This is a genomic window from Microbacterium sp. NPDC091382 (genome assembly GCF_044757025.1).
Classification (GTDB): Bacteria; Actinomycetota; Actinomycetes; order Actinomycetales; family Microbacteriaceae; genus Microbacterium.
The window spans coordinates 387,121-404,279 of record NZ_JBIVUD010000003.1; the positions used below are offsets into that span (position 1 = coordinate 387,121).

General features: G+C 65.1%; 19 protein-coding genes and 1 tRNA gene. 12 read left to right on the forward strand and 8 right to left on the reverse strand.

Going from position 1 to position 17,159, the window contains the following annotated elements; all coding sequences use genetic code 11:
• Window positions 1-966 (forward strand): hypothetical protein, encoded by a 966-nt coding sequence (locus ACIQLK_RS13335; RefSeq protein ID WP_400365314.1) that lies wholly within the window; start codon window positions 1-3, stop codon window positions 964-966.
• A 69-nt stretch (window positions 967-1,035) separates the two neighbouring features.
• Window positions 1,036-1,254, forward strand: a complete 219-nt coding sequence (locus ACIQLK_RS13340) for a hypothetical protein (RefSeq protein WP_400365315.1) — start codon at window positions 1,036-1,038, stop codon at window positions 1,252-1,254.
• 4 nt (window positions 1,255-1,258) lie between these two features.
• On the opposite strand, the gene ACIQLK_RS13345 is transcribed toward ACIQLK_RS13340, so the two are convergent.
• Window positions 1,259-1,915 (reverse strand): hypothetical protein, encoded by a 657-nt coding sequence (locus ACIQLK_RS13345; RefSeq protein ID WP_400365317.1) that lies wholly within the window; start codon window positions 1,913-1,915, stop codon window positions 1,259-1,261.
• A gap of 187 nt (window positions 1,916-2,102) precedes the next feature.
• On the opposite strand from ACIQLK_RS13345, the gene ACIQLK_RS13350 reads away from it, so the two are divergent.
• Genes ACIQLK_RS13350 through ACIQLK_RS13360 form a run of 3 tightly spaced genes read left to right on the forward strand, consistent with a single transcriptional unit; the run spans window position 2,103 to window position 5,273 of the window.
• Window positions 2,103-3,188: a type I restriction endonuclease gene (locus tag ACIQLK_RS13350; RefSeq protein WP_400365319.1), complete on the forward strand. Its 1,086-nt coding sequence runs from the start codon at window positions 2,103-2,105 to the stop codon at window positions 3,186-3,188.
• 32 nt (window positions 3,189-3,220) lie between these two features.
• On the forward strand, window positions 3,221-3,541 hold the full coding sequence (locus ACIQLK_RS13355; protein WP_400365321.1) for a nucleotide pyrophosphohydrolase: 321 nt from the start codon (window positions 3,221-3,223) through the stop codon (window positions 3,539-3,541).
• Window positions 3,528-5,273: a DNA/RNA helicase domain-containing protein gene (locus tag ACIQLK_RS13360; protein WP_400365322.1), complete on the forward strand. Its 1,746-nt coding sequence runs from the start codon at window positions 3,528-3,530 to the stop codon at window positions 5,271-5,273. Before ACIQLK_RS13355 ends, ACIQLK_RS13360 begins: the two co-directional genes overlap by 14 nt.
• Window positions 5,274-5,285: 12 nt before the next feature.
• On the opposite strand, the gene ACIQLK_RS13365 is transcribed toward ACIQLK_RS13360, so the two are convergent.
• Window positions 5,286-6,101 carry an endo alpha-1,4 polygalactosaminidase gene (locus tag ACIQLK_RS13365; RefSeq protein ID WP_400365324.1) on the reverse strand — a complete coding sequence of 272 codons (816 nt, stop codon included), beginning with the start codon at window positions 6,099-6,101 and terminating at the stop codon, window positions 5,286-5,288.
• A gap of 47 nt (window positions 6,102-6,148) precedes the next feature.
• Here ACIQLK_RS13365 and ACIQLK_RS13370 point away from each other — a divergent pair.
• Window positions 6,149-6,223: transfer RNA gene (locus ACIQLK_RS13370), tRNA-Arg, on the forward strand.
• Window positions 6,224-6,887: 664 nt separating this feature from the next.
• Here the strand turns inward: ACIQLK_RS13370 and ACIQLK_RS13375 are convergent.
• Window positions 6,888-7,445, reverse strand: coding sequence for a hypothetical protein (locus tag ACIQLK_RS13375; protein ID WP_400365326.1), 558 nt, complete (start codon window positions 7,443-7,445; stop codon window positions 6,888-6,890).
• A gap of 478 nt (window positions 7,446-7,923) precedes the next feature.
• Here ACIQLK_RS13375 and ACIQLK_RS13380 point away from each other — a divergent pair, with 478 nt between their 5' ends.
• Both ACIQLK_RS13380 and ACIQLK_RS13385 read left to right on the forward strand, forming a co-directional pair.
• Complete coding sequence (locus ACIQLK_RS13380; protein ID WP_400365327.1) at window positions 7,924-8,211, forward strand: hypothetical protein; 288 nt, start codon at window positions 7,924-7,926, stop codon at window positions 8,209-8,211.
• 197 nt (window positions 8,212-8,408) lie between these two features.
• Complete coding sequence (locus ACIQLK_RS13385) at window positions 8,409-8,984, forward strand: hypothetical protein (RefSeq protein WP_400365329.1); 576 nt, start codon at window positions 8,409-8,411, stop codon at window positions 8,982-8,984.
• Here the strand turns inward: ACIQLK_RS13385 and ACIQLK_RS13390 are convergent.
• The 4 genes from ACIQLK_RS13390 to ACIQLK_RS13405 form a co-directional block, all read right to left on the reverse strand.
• A complete protein-coding gene (locus tag ACIQLK_RS13390) occupies window positions 8,977-9,501 on the reverse strand; it encodes an SLATT domain-containing protein (protein ID WP_400365331.1) in 525 nt (174 codons plus the stop codon). The two genes, ACIQLK_RS13385 and ACIQLK_RS13390, sit on opposite strands and share 8 nt — an antisense overlap.
• A gap of 16 nt (window positions 9,502-9,517) precedes the next feature.
• Window positions 9,518-10,408 carry a hypothetical protein gene (locus tag ACIQLK_RS13395; RefSeq protein WP_400365333.1) on the reverse strand — a complete coding sequence of 297 codons (891 nt, stop codon included), beginning with the start codon at window positions 10,406-10,408 and terminating at the stop codon, window positions 9,518-9,520.
• 166 nt (window positions 10,409-10,574) lie between these two features.
• A complete protein-coding gene (locus ACIQLK_RS13400; RefSeq protein WP_400365335.1) occupies window positions 10,575-10,781 on the reverse strand; it encodes a hypothetical protein in 207 nt (68 codons plus the stop codon).
• A 129-nt stretch (window positions 10,782-10,910) separates the two neighbouring features.
• On the reverse strand, window positions 10,911-11,663 hold the full coding sequence (locus ACIQLK_RS13405; RefSeq protein ID WP_400365337.1) for a hypothetical protein: 753 nt from the start codon (window positions 11,661-11,663) through the stop codon (window positions 10,911-10,913).
• A 782-nt stretch (window positions 11,664-12,445) separates the two neighbouring features.
• Between ACIQLK_RS13405 and ACIQLK_RS13410 the strand changes: the two genes are divergently transcribed.
• The 3 genes from ACIQLK_RS13410 (at window position 12,446) to ACIQLK_RS13420 (ending at window position 14,385) form a co-directional block, all read left to right on the forward strand.
• Window positions 12,446-13,267 (forward strand): SDR family NAD(P)-dependent oxidoreductase, encoded by an 822-nt coding sequence (locus ACIQLK_RS13410; protein ID WP_400365339.1) that lies wholly within the window; start codon window positions 12,446-12,448, stop codon window positions 13,265-13,267.
• Window positions 13,268-13,311: 44 nt separating this feature from the next.
• Entirely contained in the window at window positions 13,312-13,587 is a 276-nt protein-coding gene (locus ACIQLK_RS13415) for a DUF6412 domain-containing protein (RefSeq protein WP_400365341.1), read from the forward strand.
• Between the two features lie 84 nt (window positions 13,588-13,671).
• On the forward strand, window positions 13,672-14,385 hold the full coding sequence (locus ACIQLK_RS13420) for a YidC/Oxa1 family membrane protein insertase (RefSeq protein ID WP_400365343.1): 714 nt from the start codon (window positions 13,672-13,674) through the stop codon (window positions 14,383-14,385).
• 173 nt (window positions 14,386-14,558) lie between these two features.
• Here the strand turns inward: ACIQLK_RS13420 and ACIQLK_RS13425 are convergent, their stop codons facing one another.
• Window positions 14,559-15,518 (reverse strand): DUF2510 domain-containing protein, encoded by a 960-nt coding sequence (locus tag ACIQLK_RS13425; RefSeq protein ID WP_400365345.1) that lies wholly within the window; start codon window positions 15,516-15,518, stop codon window positions 14,559-14,561.
• Window positions 15,519-16,300: 782 nt separating this feature from the next.
• On the opposite strand from ACIQLK_RS13425, the gene ACIQLK_RS13430 reads away from it, so the two are divergent.
• Window positions 16,301-17,101 carry an Ltp family lipoprotein gene (locus tag ACIQLK_RS13430; RefSeq protein ID WP_400365347.1) on the forward strand — a complete coding sequence of 267 codons (801 nt, stop codon included), beginning with the start codon at window positions 16,301-16,303 and terminating at the stop codon, window positions 17,099-17,101.
• Window positions 17,102-17,159 lie beyond the last annotated feature (58 nt).

Consider the following 17,159-nt stretch of genomic DNA (forward strand, 5'->3'; position numbering starts at 1 on the left):
ATGGATCCTGAGGATGAGCTGCCGCGACTCCACAACCACGCTGTCGACCCCGCTGCGCTCGAGGGTGAGGGCGAACCGTTCGTCGACCTCGTGAGCAGGTGCGGTGCCGATCCGATCCCGGTGCCGGTGGCGCAGGGGTGGCGGATCCTCCGGCAACACGAGTCGAGCGCTGTCATCGGCGCTCCGGCGGACGATGGCCGTCAGACGTGGTGGGTGGGTACCGTCCACGAGGGCGAGAGCGTCTGGGCCGAGGAAAGCCCCGCGCGGCTTCGCGGCAGCTACGCCGAGCGGCGGCGCGGTTTGGCGCTGCGGTGGCCGGAAGGTCAGCGGACGGATGCCGGGCCCGACGGCTTCGCGATCGACATCGTCAACACGGGCGAGCGGCGGTGGGAACCCGACGGCGACACGTTCCACGTCGTCGGTGCTGTGGCGGGGCCGGGTGACCCGCGCGTGGTGATGCACTGGGCGGCTTCCGACGGGACGCCGGCGGTGGCGCTCGATCCCGGTGAGTACGCGCGCGTCCCGGTCGTGATCGATCGGGGGTCGTGGGCGCAGTTGGAGCCGGGCGAAGCGACCCTGCACGCGTGGCTGGTGCCGCTTCGGATGAAGGGCGAGCCGCTGCCGATCATCATCACCGCCGCATCCATCGACGCCCTTCGTCCGAGCGAGAGGTGGGAGGACTCGGGCTGGTCGCTGCGGGAGATGACGCAGGAACTGAACCAGCAACGCGCGGTGTCGGATGCCGCATACCGCCTCCCGGACATCGTCGCCGCACTCGAGGGGACGACGACCGACGACGAGGCTGTCGCCGCGATCGCTGCGCGCCTGGAGGTCGACGAGTCGGCGGCGGGCGCCATCTTCAATGCTTTCCTGCGGGACCTGCACCCGGCATCGGCGGACGACCGACGCGAGCGGATCGCCGAGCTCGAGCAGATGATGGAGCAGGAGCGCAACGTCGCCGACTGATTTCCGTCGCGAGGGGGAGGTCGGCCGGCTGCGGCCCGGCCTAGCCTCGAACCGCGGAAGGAGTGAACCATGACGGAAGAGAAGGCTGAGGTGCCTGTCGCCTTCTGGTACTTCATCGGAGCGACGTTCGCCGGAGTGGCGCCGGTGCTGTTCTTCAACTTCGCGGAGTGGTGGGTGAAGCTGCTGTTCATCCCCGTAGCGCTCGGTCTGATCGTGGCCGGGTTCGTCCAGCTGCGACGCGAGACCGGGTGGGGCAAGAGCGAGGGCGATCAGCCTCCGACGGGATGACGCGTCAGGACTGCCCGGGCTTCCACGGGAACGGGTTGAAGATGAAGTTCTCCTGCAGGGTGAAGTCGCCCTCGCGCATGCCGCTGTAGACGCCGTCGTACCAGCCCTCGGGAGACGTGCCTTCGAAGTTGTTCGGGAACGCGTCCGACAGGTAGGCGTCGCGGATGACGTCGAGGTAGCCGATGGCGGCAGGCTCATCGCCCCGGTCGAAGGCGGCGCGGGCGGCGTCGACGTTGGCGTACTCGAAGTAACTCCAGATGCGGTTGGCGGTTGTGACTTCGGCCCAGTTCGGCCCGTCTTCGGGGCGGTCGTAGTAGCCCGGGTCGACGGGGAAGGAGTACCCGGCGGGGAGCGGGAAGGGGAACGCCGTCGCCGCGGCGCGGTAGTACTCGAGGATGCCGCCCAGGTCGCGGTGCAGCATGTGGTTCGGGTTCGCCTGCATGTAGGTGTCGGCGTACTCCGCGGGCGAGACCGGTTCGGAGGGGAGACCCTCCCAGTCGGGGGCGTGGGGGGCGGCGGCGTCGGCGGACTCGGGCGCTGCGGGGGTCGCGGCAGGCTTCTCGCTCGTCGCGACGATCTCCATGGCCGAGCACGCCGTGAGCGATCCCGCCGTGAGGAGCGCCGTGGTGGCGAGGGCGAGGATCGTCGAGGCGCGGCGCATGGGGGCAGTCTGGCAGACGGGGTGGTGGGGTGCATCGCCCGATGAGGTGATCTAGCCCTCACTCTCGCGGTGTGGGGAGTCGTCGTGGCGTGCTCGGTACGGGAGTTCGAGCGTGCGCGTGGCGTGGCGCTTTCCCGATTCGGCGCTGGTCGATAGCCTCGACTAACTCGAACCAATGGGGGAAACAATGGAGTTTCACGACCGCTTGAGCGCGCTGGCTGTCAAAGTCGAGAATCAGGCGTCAGCAATCGGCACGGAAGAAGCGACGAAGAACGCTTTCGTCATGCCGTTCATCTCGACCATCCTCGGATACGACGTCTTCGATCCCCTCGAGGTCGTGCCCGAATTCACGGCGGACGTCGGCATAAAGAAGGGCGAGAAGATCGACTACGCCATCATGCGAGACGGCGAAGTCCAGATCCTGATCGAGTGCAAGGCGTCGACGGGGGCGCCGAAGATCGAGCACGCATCGCAGCTCTTCCGCTACTTCGCCACGACGAATGCGCGTATCGCTGCGCTGACAAACGGCGTGATCTGGCAATTCTTCACCGACCTGGACGCCCCGAACCGGATGGACGCCAAGCCCTTCCTCGTGCTCGACCTGCTGGACATCGACGAGACCTTGATCCCTGAAGTTCAGAAGCTGAGCAAGGACAACTTCGACCTCGAGTCCATCATCAATGCCGCGGAAGAGCTGAAGTATGTGGGGGCCCTCAAGCGTGAGATCGCCGCGCAGTTCCGCGAGCCCAGTGACGACTGGATCAAATACTTCGCTCAAAAGGTCTACGAGGGTTCGTATACCCAGCGTGTCCGTGAGCAGTTCACGAGCCTTGTGGCCAAGGCCGCGCGTCAGTTCCTCAACGAAAGCGTCAACGACCGCTTGAAGACCGCCCTCGGCGCGGGGGTGGGTGTTCGTGTTCCGACCGAGCCGCCCGCAGTGACGAGCGAACCGGTCGTGCAGGACGACCTCGATCGCGACACCGAGATCGAGACGACTCTTGAGGAACTCGAGGGATACCAGATCGTCAAGGCGATCGCGTGTGGTGAGACGAAGCCGCAGCGGGTCACCCACCGTGACGCCAAGAGCTACTTCGCGGTCCTCCTCGACGACAACAACCGCAAGCCGCTCGCTCGCCTGCACTTCAACGGAAAGCAGAAGTACCTCGGCCTTCTCGATGAGGCGAAGGTCGAGACCCGGCATCCGATCGAGACGCTCGACGAGATCTACGAGTACGCCGACGCCATTCGCGAAGCGGTGATCCGGTATCGCTGAGCTGTGTTCGAGGCGCTGATAGCGTCGGTGCTGTGACGAGTGAGCAGGTCAGGCGTGCGCTGCGCGACTTTGTTGAGGAGCGCGATTGGGCTCAGTTCCACTCACCGGCGAACCTCGCGAAGAGCGTCTCAATCGAGGCCGCCGAACTCCTCGAATGCTTTCAGTGGAGTGACGACGCGGATGCCACGCGCGTTCGAGAAGAACTCGCCGATGTGGTGACGTACTGCACCCTCCTTGCCGAGAAGCTTGATCTCGATCTCGACGAGATCGTGCTTGAGAAGCTCCGAACAACGACGCAGAAGTATCCCGTCGACCGCGCGAAGGGGACCAGCGCCAAATATGACGCCCTTTGAGATCGAGCGCTTTCCGTTCGCGAAAGACGCTGCGGATGCCTGGGCCCGAGCGGACGAGCGTCGGCGCAATTGGCCTGTGGTCTATGTGCTTGATGGTGCGGGCAAAGCCGGTACATCGTCGGTGTACGTGGGCGAGACCGTCAATGCGGGGTCCCGGATGCGGCAGCACCTCGCCAGTGCGTCGAAAGCGAATTTCCGCCACGTCCGTGGGGTCTTCGACGAGACGTTCAACAAGTCCGCGTGTCTCGACCTAGAGTCCCACCTGATCAGATGGCTGGCCGGCGACGGGCAGTTCGAGGTGGTCAACGGCAACGAGGGGATCGTTGACGCTCGCTACTACGAGCGCGGGATCTATCGTGAGAGCTTCGCCGACATCTTCGACCAGCTTCGCTCCGAAGGATTGTTCCGCCAAACCATCCCCGAGATCGAGAACAGCGATCTCTTCAAGCTGTCGCCGTTCAAGGTACTCACTGCGGAGCAGGCCAGCGCGGTGGAGAACATCCTGGATGGACTCTTCGAGGACCTCGCCGTCGGAGGCACGTCGACGAGCGTGATCGAGGGGCACCCCGGTACGGGCAAGACGATCGTCGCGATCTATCTCATGAAGCTGCTCGCCGACATCCGTGACTACGACTCAGCGGTCGATTTCGAACCCGATTCGTTGTTCGCCGAGCACTTCGTTCCCGAGAACCGGGAGCTCCTTCGCGACCTTCGCATCGGCATCGTGGTGCCGCAGCAGTCGCTTCGTGAGTCGATCAAGCGGGTCTTTCGGAAGACCCCGAAGCTGAGTCAGGCTCAGGTCCTCACCCCGTTCGATGTCGGTGCGTCTCCCGAAACATGGGACATTCTCCTCGTCGACGAAACGCACCGACTGAACCAGCGAGCGAACCAGTCGTCCGGGGTCAACAACAAGCGGTTCTCGAGTATCAATGCGGACCTGTTCGGTGCGGATGATCTGTCCAAGACTCAGTTGGATTGGATCCGCGCAAAGAGCAAGCACCAGATCTTTCTCCTCGATGCGGAGCAGACGGTTCGACCGGCTGATTTGCCACTGGCGACCCTCCGCGGCATTCTCGAGCAGGCGAAGGCCGAGAACCGTGCCTTCCATTTGATGACCCAGATGCGCGTCACCGCGGGATCGGACTACGTGGCGGGCATTCGCGGCCTTCTCCGTGGCGAGCCGTCGCCGGGTGCGCTGCGCGGTCTGGGGGACTACGACTTGCGCTTCTTCGACGACCTCGGCGAGATGCGTCGTCAGATTCTCGAGCGCGAGAGGGAACACGGGCTTGCCCGACTTCTCGCCGGTTACGCGTGGAAGTGGCGAAGCCGCAAGGACCCGTCAGCCTTCGACATCGAGATCGGCGATGTTCAGTTGAGGTGGAACAGCACCGACAAGGACTGGATCAACCAGGCGAGTTCGGTGAACGAGGTTGGATCCATTCACACCGTGCAGGGCTACGACCTGAACTACGCGGGCGTGATCGTCGGACCGGACCTGCGATTCGATGAGGCGAGCGGCCGGCTGTTCGTCGATCGTGCGGCGTATCACGACGCGAAGGGCAAGGAGAACAACAAGCAACTCGGCGTCGTCTACTCCGACGACGATTTGCTGACGTTCATCCGCAACATCTACGGGGTCCTGCTCACGCGCGGGATCCGCGGGACATACATCTACGTCTGCGATCCGGCGCTTCGCGAGTACCTCAGGTCGCACATGCCCGTCAGTGAGTAACCGAGTCGGTTCCTACTCGCACGTCTCGTACACATACGCCGGGTCATCCGGCGTGACGAGGTCCCGATCCCGCAGAACGACGGATGCCGGTGTCCCTGGGTCGGCGCACACTTCGTCCCACGGGCGGGGGAGGTTGTCGGTGTACTCGACGGCGAGGACGTGATCGCCGTAGACCTCGGTGTAGGTGGAGCATTCCTCGTAGGCCGCGCACTCTTCGACGACGGCGAAGTCGAAGCCGGCGCGCGAGTGGAGGAAGGAAGCATCCTCGGCGGCGTTCTTCTGACCGGCCGCCAGTCCGACGTCGTGTGCGGTGTCGACGAGCAGGGTCGCGAGGTCGAGCGCGTCGTCGCGGGTGAGGGCGCCGTCGGTGCGGGTGTAGGTGTCGAGGTTGTCGAACTCGACGGCGTCGAACCCGTCGGACGTGCAGTCGCGGATCCAGGGTCCTACGATCTTCGCGATCTCGTCCGCCTTGCGGGTGTCGAGGATGATCTCGTCCGGCCAGTCCGGGTCGATGACCGGCTCGCCGTCATCGTCGCGGAGCAGCAGATCGTCGGGCCAGGCGTCGAGTTCGCCCGGTTGCGTCTGGAAGCCGTTGACGTAACAGACGGAGTAGAGGTCGTCGACGGATGCCGCGGCCCGGTCGCGCACCACGATATCGACGCCGTCGGGTGGGTCGTACGAGCCGCCGAGCTGGTAATCGAGCTGACCACCGGCGGGTGGCAGCTGCGGCCCGGCGGGAGGATCGTGTGGCGGCGGTTCCTGGCCGGCGCATCCGGTGAGCAGCAGCGCGGTCGCGGCGATCAGGGGTGCTGCGCGCCGGACGGTCATGTCGCGAACCTACCGGACGCTGGGGGATCGGTAGACTCGACGGGCCAGCCTCTGTAGCTCAATGGAAGAGCAGTTCCGTCCTAAGGAAACGGTTGGGGGTTCGAGTCCCTCCAGGGGCACCACACATTTAGCGCAAACCCGCGTGTTTCCACCGATCGCGGGCCCGGATTCGGACGCACCTGCAAACACAGTGATTGCGAGTCCATGTGTGCCGTATGTGTGCATCGGGAGGACGTCATGTCGGCGAAGCGGGGCCACGACTGGATCATCCGCTTTACAGGCCGCAAGCGGATCGCGCTCCTCAAACCGACAGATGTCGGCGCGGTCGGGCTCGGCATTACCGCGCCGAGAAGGAGGCGTAGGCAGCGTCGAGTAACCACGTCGCACGCATCCCTAACCCCGAAGCGTTGGCCACCGAAGCCGCGAGCACTGCCGCCGACGCCCGACGCGCGATGGAAGCCGCATGAGCGCCGGCGTCGTCCAGCGGATTGAGTTCCCGCCGCACTGATGGCCCGGGAGACCGCGGCCTAATGCTTTTCGATGCCACTCCGCGAACTCGACGACCTACGGTCCCGCGGTCAGCTCAAACTCGTCGGGACCGAGAAGCGGGTGAAGTTTGCGAAGACCGAGCTTGATCGGTAGCTGGAGAACCTCCCCGACTGTGCGCCATGAGCGAGCTCTTCGCCGACTTGCGTCGACGCTCTCGCTCGCTCGGGTGGAAGCACTGGACAACCGTCTGTGCCGACGAGCGCGTCGAGGCGGATGAGTGCCCAAGGGATCGCTTGCCTAGCCGCCGTGCCGTTCGTGCCAGAGCTTGAATCGCTCCTGATCGAAGCCCTTGGGATCGTTGACCCACTCCGCGGCAGCGACCTTAACAGCGCCGCGGAAGTGGAACGCGTTCATGCCTCGATCGCTCCGGTGCTCTTCGGCGACATTCAGGAGCGCGTCGATGCTGTCCGTGAGCCACCGCAGAAGCTTGTCAGCGTTCGGCGCGCCGATGCGCTTGCCGACCGCCTCAACGTCGTCCGTGTAGTGAGGCATGTTCCAGTTCTTGCCAGATGCGATGTCCTCCCGTCGTGACTCCCAGTAGGCGATGATCGCGTCCGCGTATTGCTGGCGCTCCGCGCGCTCAGCGATCGCATTCGTTCGTGCATTCATCTCGGTAGTCTGCTTCGACACCTTGTAGGACGCGATGCCGAGAAACACCGTCGCGGCGCCGAGAAGAAGCGTCACCACGATCGATGCGATCGGGATGACGTAGGTCGTCCACGGGTCCGCCCGGTTCAGAGCATCGGCAATCTCGTAAAGCCCGCAGGCGACGGTGCGGATCTCTTCACATGTCATCCGCTGCACTCTATCGAAGGGACTATGCCAGTGATTCTCTACATCGACTGGTCGCGACGGGCAACCGGGCTCGCCGCGCTCTGCGACGACGGCTCGACCGATACCCGCACGATCAAGACGTCCACTGACGACGGCACCGCGTAGCGCATCGAGTTCATCGCCGACAAGGTCCAGCCGTGGGCGGATCTAGCCGACATCGACCACGTCGTCATCGAAGGGCCCCTCGAGCACGCGGCGTTCGCGCATCGTTCGAAGATGCTCGGCGGCCGGTGGTACGCCGCTGGCCGCGTCGCGCATCTCGTCCGCGACCCCGTGCGCGTCGTCTCGCCGAGAACCCGCGCAAAGTATGGGACGGGCAGCGGGGGCCCTAGTGCCCGACGCGTGGATCGCGGCTGACGGTCTCCTGGAGGCTTTCGGCGCCCGCCACGTCCGGGCGGCACTCGACATGTAGGAAGACCATGCCGAGTTAGTCGCCCAAGTGCCCGCCGCGGTCGACCGCTGGTCGGATCCTGAGTCGATCGTCTCGACATCCGGTGGAGCGAAACGCGCCGGCCTCGTGCGACGGATGCAGAACGCGCTCCGCCGGTGGGCGGACTCCGAGGTCGAGTGGCGACACATCCCGTACATGCTCTGGCCGAAGGGCGGCGTCGATTGCGGAAAGTCGCTCTACCGGCGTGGACGTCTCGCGAACGGCGACGAGACACTCGTCGAGTGCATCGCCGCGGGGTGTGGCTACACGCGCGACTCGCTTGAGACTGCCGGGTAGGGTTCCCGGGGCGCAAGCAATCTCGCGAGGGGCGTTGACCTTGGAGCTTGGTGATGGCGTGGTAGATGTTCGGCTCGGCATCCCAGCCCGGAACGGTGCCTTGATCTCCCAAGCGCATGGCGCACACGAGAACTTTCAGGGTCGATGATGCGGGATCGCGAGAGAATGGGAATCTTGCGATGAATCGAGATCACACCATGGCGCTGCCACCGCTTGAAAACCTCGCCTACCCGGCCGATGACGTCGAGCACCCCGAAGGCGGCCACTGCGCTTCCCTTGGTGGCAGCGGCCCCGAGGAGGACCGCGTCGCGATCATCGAGCAGTGGGCGCGCGCGCTTCGCGCGCTTGTGGACTCTGCCGAGGCCTCCGAAGACAGGTGGAGCCTCAGCCGGCCCATCCTGTTCGCAGTGCATCAGCTCTGCGAGAACGCCCTCGACGTCGCGCTAGATCGCCATCGTGCCCCCAAAAGCGGCAACGGTCGCCACTCGCTCGGCGCCAGAATGGACGGCGCCCTCAAGGGTGCCGTCTATGACCACTTGACCGACGAGGAGCGCGCGTGGTGCTCGCTGTTCGTCGCGAAGATCGCGCCATTGACGGGGGGCGGCTTCCCGGGCCGGTACGCGAACGCGAAGTTGGCGGGCACGAGCAAAGAACTGGACGAACTGTGGTGCTGTATCAACCCGGTAGCGATCGCGGACGCCGCGATCCTGTTTGTCGGGTTCACGCTCGAGTCGCTACCTGAGCTCGAGGAGACAGCCCACTCGGTCACGTGATGGGCGGTCGCTGCCCCGGAAGCAATTGACTGAGTTCGGCTTCGTCGAAGGTGAGTTCTTCATTTGTTCGCAGCGCATGTCGAGCCGCCGCATACGCCTGCGGGGAGGTTTGGGGAGCCAGGGAGTCGAGCAGTCGAACCTGCTCCGCGAGGGACTCACGGCGGGCACGAGCTCGGGTGGTCACTGACGACGCGGCGCTGACGTCAGCGATGAAGCGCATGTAGTCGTTGCGGACAGTCAAGTAGGACTTTGCTGCTAGCCGGTGGGATGCTGCTTCGTCGGCGGGGTCGAAGCTCAGCTGAAGGGCTGTGAAGACGAAGCCGATGATCGTCGCGATCGCTGCCACCCACGCGGCGATCACACTTTCGAGGAGGGGAGCAACGACGGTCGTGATGGCTGCGGTCCCGAAGACAGCTACGTTCCAGACCCGGATTTGGGTCGCCTGGGACCCCTTTCGCTCGGCTTCCTTCTCCTGAGTCTTATGCGAGTACGCCACCCGCGCGAACGCCTCGCGCACTTCAGCGAGGAAAGGGTCAGCTTCCGAAACCACTGCCCAGCACCTTCCTCCAATAGGTCACATAGGCGACGCTTTCATCTGAGGCAGCGCACGCTGTCGTTGCGTCGTCGAAGGCGTCGCTGGCATCCCTTCGCCAGCCGTATCCGGCCGTGATGGTGCGCGAGCTTCCGGGCAGCTGGTAGGTCGTGTCCTGGTTCCTGATCATGTATCCGAGAAAGTCTCGGACGAGCCAGTCGTCGTACGTGTGGCTCGTCTGCGCGCGCGGCGTGTCCCACTCGTTGAAGAAGTCCACCGCCATGACCTCGAGCATGATCGATCTGATCACTGCGGACTTCTCTCGTCGCCAAGCTTTCGCGTAGCGCATCAGCCGGGCCATCTGACGGCTTCGGGCCCGGTCGACCTCGTGGAAGGCGTCAAAGTGGGCGCCGTAGTCCGTTGCCTCCCACTTCCCGCCATCCCTCGTGATCGGCACGGAACAATCTATGTCCAGGATCGAAGCGTCCGAGTACAGGACGCCGGGCACGACCTCGACAGCGGGGCCGGAAGCGAACTGCACCATGACGACTGGCCCATCGCCTTTAATGACCGTGTCTGGGTACCGCTTCGCTATCGCCGATCGGACCTCCTGCAGGAGCGCAGACTGCCCGTTTCCTGCGTAGGCGTCGTACTGGGTGTATGTGCCAGCCGGCAAGTGGAACACCAGGTCGATGTCCGAGATCGGCCGGATGCAGGTGTCCTTCACGGTCGATCCGATCAGGGTCAAGAACTCCGATGAGTCTTTGTCGCCATAAAAGTGATTTGTGAGAGCCGTCGCACAGGACATCGCCCGCCGCAACGCGAGATCTGCCTCTGCCTTCTCGGGCTTCAAGTACCCCTCGAAGGCGGTGAAGAGCGATGTCGCACCCACTACTCCTCCTTTCGTTGCCCCGTCCTGCTGAGGCTACCGAGTGCCGTGAGCAGTTGGAGCGGCGAATCAGCCTTTGCCGCCTGGATCACTGGCGCACGTGGGTGCGCGTCGATGGTTCAGGCGGCAAAGGATTGTCAGCGCCGAGGCCTATGTCGATCCGCCGCCATCACGGTAGGGCGAAGGTGATGACGCCGCCGACGACGAGCTGCCCGACGATGAAGCCGATCGCGAACAGGCCGATGACGGCATAGCCTAGCCATCGCGGGATCCGCGATGGCGGCGCGGCCGACGGCGAACTGGTGTTGACGTGGACGTGGACGTTTACCCCGTTGGGGTGGCCTGGCACAGATGCCTGCGGCGAGTTAGAGTGCATGAACGTGTCCTCCTAGGGCACGGATTCGGGTTGAGCGCTCGGTGTGACAGCACCGGGCGTTCGCCGTTGGGGCGAGACGCCAGCTCGAGATGATGGTCTAGTGGTTTGTCGGTCGGGATCAGATGCTGCTCATAGACCTCCCGTGAAGCCAGGCTGCGTACGGGTGTCGAACGGCGGCAGCATCGTGTACTCGAGCTCGTAGTTCCACGCGAGGCCCTTCATCCAGTCGCGTTGCTTACCGCGATCGCTCCTCATGACCTTCTCGTCCTCGAGCTCGCTCACGCCCGTTGTCCAGGTGTCGTCCGAGATCCCGTACCAGGCCTTCACCTGCGACGGCGGGATCACGAAGCCGGGCTCTTGGGTGAGCCCGATCAGCAGTACGGCTTTGCCGGGCATGCTGAGCCGTCGGTGGAAGTCGCTCGTCCAATAGGCGAACGGCAGCCGGAAGTAGTTGCTCTTGGGTGAGGTATACGGATTGCCAGATCCGTCCTCAAGCAGGGACGTGACCTTGCCGCCCCGACGGGCATGGTCGCGGCTCACCAAGCGGTAGTTCTCGTCGAGACGGCGGAAGATGCGCGAGACGCGCTCCGCGTGCATCTCAGTGTCCGAGACGGCGAGTCCGAGGGCACGCGCCCATACACCTGCTTCCTTGCCGGCGTCCCACGGCGCCGCGCTCGCCATCATCCGGTGGAGCAGGAACAGGTCCAAGCCACTCCGATCGTGCGCGGCGACCATGTCGGCGAGGACGCCCGGAGCGGGCTTGCCTCTCGTGCCCAGCTGGACGAAAGCGTTGCGGATCTGAACCATCCCGCTCGGGCGCTTCGAGCGCTCGAGCATGCTGGCGATGGTTTCCCTCTCGCCGAAACCTTGTTTGCGTTTCATGACGTTAATGATGCCCTGGGTTCAGCTACTTGATTGGCTGAAGTCTTCGCTCAAAAAACCCGGCTGGCGGGAAGATATATAAGAACCATGCAAGTACCTGGTGCAAGCTCCCAATCAGAGAACCATTCGAGAACCGAGTAACGGGGAAATAGCTTGCTGGCGGCGCTGAACCGGCACCCGCCGATAGCGCCCCCGCGGGCGGCCTCTGACTTGTTGACCTTCTCGACCCCTCCCGGCAAGGAGCGCGTGTCGCTCGCCTTCTGCCGAGGCGGTGTCCGGCGAGACGACCTTGTCGGGACGGCAGCCCGACCGGTGGTCTTCGTCGGTGAGCAGCTGTGATCGCGGTGTCGTAGCCGTGTCTCGGTCGTGAACCGCTCGCGCAGAGCGATACCGACGCTGCCGGACACGTCCGCCGTCGCGGACCTGGTCAGGTGTTTGCGGCCGCGTAGCGTCGAACCGTCCAGGCACCTCATGCCTCGGCATCCGTTCGCGGCCGATCAGCCGACCCTGATCGCTCCGACGAACGGAACCCTCGCGGATATCACCACCCTGCCTGTCATCTCCACCCTGCTCGACCTCACCTCGCGCGGCCTGCTCGCCCTGACCTCGCTGCTCACCCCCCTGGACGGAAGCGTTCGCCGGCGCGCTTGCCATCGCGTGTTCGTGCTCCTCCACGCGGTGTCCAGGGGCGAGGGCTGCCATCGACCTCAACAGGCCTCCACCGCGCCCACCTCTTCGTCAATGGCTTCGCCGACACCCACCGCACATGTGACACTCACCCCATGCGCACCATCGTCATCACCGGAGCCAGCGACGGGATCGGGGCCGCGGCATCCCGTCAGCTCGTCGCTCGGGGCCACCGTGTCGTCCTCGTCGGCCGTTCGCCGAAGAAGACGCGGGCCGTCGCGGCTGAGCTCGGCACGCCGTACCACCTCGCCGACTTCTCCGACCTGGCGCAGGTGCGCCGGTTGGCGGGGGAGCTGCTCGAGGCGTACTCGCGCATCGACGTGCTCGCCAACAACGCGGGCGGCGTCTTCGGCAAGCGGCAGCTGACCGGCGACGGGTTCGAGCAGACGTTCCAGGTGAATCACCTCGGGCCGTTCCTGCTCACGAACCTGCTGCGCGAGCGGCTGGTCGAAAGCGAGGCATCCGTCATCCAGACAGCGAGCGCGGCGGCGCGACTGTTCTCGCGCTTCGACGTCACCGACCTCAACGCCGCGCGCCGCTACTCGGGGTGGCGGGCCTACGGCAACGCGAAGCTCGCGAACATCCTCTTCACCCGCGAGCTGCAGCGCCGGTGGGGGAGCGACGGCGTCTCGGCGGTCGCGTTCCACCCTGGCGTCGTGGCCACGAACTTCGCGGGCAACACGGGCGGAGCGCTGCGGTGGATGTACCACAGCCCCCTCGCGCGCCGCGTGCTGACCACGACCGAGGAGGGCGGCAAGCGCCTCGTGTTCCTCGCCGACGGCATCCCGCGCGAGGACTGGCTGCCCGGCGCCTACTACGAGAACGACCGCGTCACGAAGACGCACCGACTCGCGACCGACCCGCGCCTTGCGCAGGAACTGTGGGAGCGCAGCGCCGAGATGGTGCAGCTCGGGTGAGGCTCCGTTAGCCTGAGGTCCACACGACGCGACGAGAGGCGAGCATGATCCACGATCTCTTACGCGTCGTCCTCGAGGTCCTCGGGCTCCTCGTCGCCGTCGATCCGTCGCTGAGCGGGTCCGCTCTTACCGTCGCGCTGCTCGCACTCGCCGTCCTCACGCTCGCGCTCCTCGCGACCGCGCTCGACGCCGCCACGCGCGGATCCACCCCGCATCCGACCCGTCGCATCGAGCTCACGGCGCCGCTATCGCAGAGCGACCCCGACGCGGCCGGACACGTCCGCCGTCGCGGGCCCGGTCAGGTGACTGCGGCCGCGTAGCGTCGAACCGTCCGGGCACCTCGTGCCCCGGCATCCGTTCGCGGCCGATCAGCCGACCCTGATCGCTCCGACGAACGGAACCCCGTGGACATCACCACCCTGCCTGTCATCTCCACCCTGCTCGACCTCACCTCCCGCGGCCTCATCGGCCTGACCTCGCTCCTCACCCCGTGGACGGGAGCGTTCGCGGGCGCGCTCGCCATCGTGCTCGTAACTCTCGTGGTGCGGGCGGCGCTCATCCCGGCTGGTATCGCCCAAGCCAAAGCCGACCAGGCGCGGATGCGGCTCGCGCCACGGCTGCGCGAGATCCAGACCCGGCACCGCGGCGACGGGGAACGCGTGCAGCGCGAGACGATGGCGCTCTACCGCGCCGAGAACGTGTCTCCGTTTGCGAGCTGCCTGCCGATCCTCATCCAGGCGCCGATCGTCGGGCTGCTGTACTCCGTCTTCATCCACGCGAGCATCGCCGGCCACGCCAACGAGCTGCTGTCGCAGACGCTGCTCGGCGTCCCGCTGGGCACGAGCCTGCTGCACGCCGTCACGACCGGAACCGCCGACCTCGCGACCTGGCTGGTGATCGGATGCCTCGTCCTCGCGATCGCGGTGGTGGGGGAGATCACGCGGCGGGCGTTCCGGGTCGAGCCGGTGGGAGGGGTGCCGGTGGGACTGCTGGGAGCGCTGCAGTTCGCCACCGCGGTCGTCGCGGTGTTCTTGCCGCTCGCGGCGGGGATCCATCTGCTGACGACGGTGACGTGGACGCTGGGGCAACGGTTGGTGCTCAGGCGGTTGTATCGGTGAGGAGCCTGGCGCGCGAAATCGTGACTTTCTCGCCGGTGTTCGCGTCAAGCCATCGGCACGGACGTCAGATTGATTGCTGGATCGACGGTGGTGTCCCTTGAGATCATTCAGGGCCGTGCGCCCACTCACCGCGAAGACCTCTCATCTGATCGAAGTTCCGACCACCAGCGACTTCAGATTCTTTTGAGCAGCTCGGTCTTCTTCGCCTCGAACTCTTCGGGTGTCAGAATCCCCGCGTTACGCAGTTCAGCTATTCGCCTGATCTGTTCGATCACGTCGTCTCGATTCGTGACAGGGGTTTCGCCGCCGGCGACCTCTCGAACTGCGGTCGGCAGGGCAGCACTTTGCTCAATCAGGGCCGCGGCCCGCGCCGCTATCTCCATGGCGGATCGGTCGACCGTGCGCATCATGTCGCCGTCCATCTTCAGAACCCGAACCTGTTTGTCGGTAGTGATCGTAAGAAAGACAAGTCGCTTTTCGTTCGAGGCAAGGAGGCTCACTCCGAACGACATTCCGGCTGCAACAGCGCGTCCGCCTGCGCTCTTGTCCTGGACTTGGGTGCTGGTCGACGCGCCGAGCAACCGTTCCGGGGCGCCGGGCTGCCCAGTCATTCCCAGAAGAGACGTGCCAAAGCGCGCGTATCCATTCTCGTACAGCACGATGGCCGTGATGCCGAACGAGCGCTCGAAGATTTTCTGCCCTGTCAGCTCATCCCAGGCCGCAAGCTCCGCTGCTCGTGCAGCGTCCTTGGCAGCTCGCTGTGCGTCTCTATCTGCCTGCTTGGCCTCCCTGGCAGCTCGCTTCTGATCCCGGGCGGTCACCGCGGCTGCTTCTTTGGTCTGACGGTTGGCCTTTCTCCGTTCGGCTTCAAGCTCGCGAGCTGGGAGCCCCTGGATTGTTGCGAGTCCATGCTCTGCGTCGCGATCTTGCCCGTGTTGCGGCCGGGAGTCTTGATCGGCCGAACGATCAGTAGCCGTTGCTTGAACCGAGCTCGCGCCAGGCTCTGCCGGATAAAGAAAAACCGGTCGGACATGCTCCGTCCACGCCGATCCATCCCACCAGCGCATCTGCCCCCTACCGTCGTCGTACCACCCTTGGGTCGGCGTGGGGTTCGGGCTGCCTGCTTCGCCCATCGATCTATCTCCTATCCGTGCCCCAGAAACCTGGCGTTTGTCACACAATACGGTTCAAGGCGTCGACGCGCTTTTCGCAGGTCGCACCCTGGGCCCCTTCTCCGTGATGAGGGGTGGATCGGCGTATGTGACGGTGGTGTGGGCGGAACACTCGCCGCCTCGCGCCGGCGGGTCCTATTCGGCAGGATCTCTGTTGCAGGACCGCCGAACCTGTTAAGGGCAGGAGGGGGAAGAGGCTTCCGGGGCCTTCGCTGTTGTTGACGACGACGGGCCGAATAGAAGGATCGTTCTCCTGGTGAATCGCTCTGCCAGAGTCAGAACCAGGCCCCTGCGCTCAGGTCGTCTAACTGGTTCACTTCGTGGTTATCTACGCGAGAATCGCCGGACAAACGGAACCGCTGTCGCAGGCGCTGTCGGCGTTCCGCTCGGCGCGAGCCTGCTCCACGCCTTCTCGATCGGGGACGCCGACTTCTCGACCTGGCTGGTGATCTGGTGCCTGGTGCTCGCGACCGCGGCGGTGGAGGAGATCACGCGGCGGGCCTTTTGGGCACTCACGCCGCCGCGGCATCCCAACTCGTCCGCTAGGCGCACCTCGCCCTACTATCAGCAAATGAGATTTCTCTAACTGTGTTAGGAATAGATCGGTTCCCACTGGGGTCGGAACCGGCCCGGCATCGCTCCCGAAGCGCTCTGCCCGATCGTCAAAGGCAACGATCTTGAGGGTCGTTCATCGTGTCAAGCGATGGCGCTTGCGCGCACACAGCAGCCGAAAGGGCAAACAAATGAGCAACGTCCAGCCGCCTCCGTATTCGCCGCCTCCTGTGGCGGACCAGAAGGCGAACAAGCCCTGGTTCAAGAAGAAGCGAATCATCATTCCCGCGGCAGCGCTCGCGCTGATCGTCATCGGAGGAGCGGCCGGTGCCGCGAACAAGCCGGCGTCCAACCCTGAGACAGCGCCCGTCGCGGCCGACAGCAACCCCGCGCAGAACGCAGACGCGGCCGCCGAGGTCGATGTGCCCGACACCGTCGGCAAGACCGCCAAGGAGGCAGCTGCCCTCCTCGAGAACGCAGGCCTCGAGGTCGACTTCTCGGCCGAGTCAGGTGTGGTCCTCGATCGCGACAACTGGACTGTCCTCCGCACGGCTCCGGCTGCGGGAGAGAAGGCGAAGGACGGCGATACCGTCGTCGTCAGCGTTGAGAAGACGGCCAAGCCCGAGGCGGAGCCTGAGGAGCAGGCGGAGGCAGAGCCGGAGGAGACGGCGAAGGATGACGCACCGTCCCTCGCTCACGCGAACGCTCTCGGCTCCGCGGTGATGTACCTCGACTCGATGCCCTTCAGCCGCGCGGGCCTGATCGATCAGCTCACCAGCGAGTACGGCGAGTCGTACCCGAAGGATGTCGCCGAGTGGGCCGTCGACAAGGCCGGCGCGGACTGGAACGCCGAGGCGGCCGAGGCCGCTCAGATGTATCTCGACACCATGTCGCTGTCGAAGGACCGCTTGTACGACCAGCTGACGAGCGAGTACGGGTCGCAGTTCACCGCCGAGCAGGCGAAGTTCGGCCTCAAGGCCGTCGGCTACTGACACCTCATTCGGGCGTCGTCTACGCGGCGCCCGGATCCGACCCGAGAACGCCCGCCCG

What these genes read in the sequence shown, in the direction of transcription:
- ACIQLK_RS13345 (WP_400365317.1), bottom strand. Translation starts at nt 1,915, where the DNA reads ATGCGCCGCGCCTCGACGATCCTCGCCCTCGCCACCACGGCGCTCCTC.
- ACIQLK_RS13400 (WP_400365335.1), bottom strand. Translation starts at nt 10,781, where the DNA reads ATGCACTCTAACTCGCCGCAGGCATCTGTGCCAGGCCACCCCAACGGG.
- ACIQLK_RS13375 (WP_400365326.1), bottom strand. Translation starts at nt 7,445, where the DNA reads ATGACATGTGAAGAGATCCGCACCGTCGCCTGCGGGCTTTACGAGATT.
- ACIQLK_RS13425 (WP_400365345.1), bottom strand. Translation starts at nt 15,518, where the DNA reads ATGGGCGAAGCAGGCAGCCCGAACCCCACGCCGACCCAAGGGTGGTAC.
- ACIQLK_RS13340 (WP_400365315.1), top strand. Translation starts at nt 1,036, where the DNA reads ATGACGGAAGAGAAGGCTGAGGTGCCTGTCGCCTTCTGGTACTTCATC.
- ACIQLK_RS13430 (WP_400365347.1), top strand. Translation starts at nt 16,301, where the DNA reads ATGAGCAACGTCCAGCCGCCTCCGTATTCGCCGCCTCCTGTGGCGGAC.
- ACIQLK_RS13335 (WP_400365314.1), top strand. Translation starts at nt 1, where the DNA reads ATGGATCCTGAGGATGAGCTGCCGCGACTCCACAACCACGCTGTCGAC.
- ACIQLK_RS13385 (WP_400365329.1), top strand. Translation starts at nt 8,409, where the DNA reads ATGGCGCTGCCACCGCTTGAAAACCTCGCCTACCCGGCCGATGACGTC.
- ACIQLK_RS13410 (WP_400365339.1), top strand. Translation starts at nt 12,446, where the DNA reads ATGCGCACCATCGTCATCACCGGAGCCAGCGACGGGATCGGGGCCGCG.
- ACIQLK_RS13415 (WP_400365341.1), top strand. Translation starts at nt 13,312, where the DNA reads ATGATCCACGATCTCTTACGCGTCGTCCTCGAGGTCCTCGGGCTCCTC.
- ACIQLK_RS13365 (WP_400365324.1), bottom strand. Translation starts at nt 6,101, where the DNA reads ATGACCGTCCGGCGCGCAGCACCCCTGATCGCCGCGACCGCGCTGCTG.
- ACIQLK_RS13405 (WP_400365337.1), bottom strand. Translation starts at nt 11,663, where the DNA reads ATGAAACGCAAACAAGGTTTCGGCGAGAGGGAAACCATCGCCAGCATG.
- ACIQLK_RS13350 (WP_400365319.1), top strand. Translation starts at nt 2,103, where the DNA reads ATGGAGTTTCACGACCGCTTGAGCGCGCTGGCTGTCAAAGTCGAGAAT.
- ACIQLK_RS13360 (WP_400365322.1), top strand. Translation starts at nt 3,528, where the DNA reads ATGACGCCCTTTGAGATCGAGCGCTTTCCGTTCGCGAAAGACGCTGCG.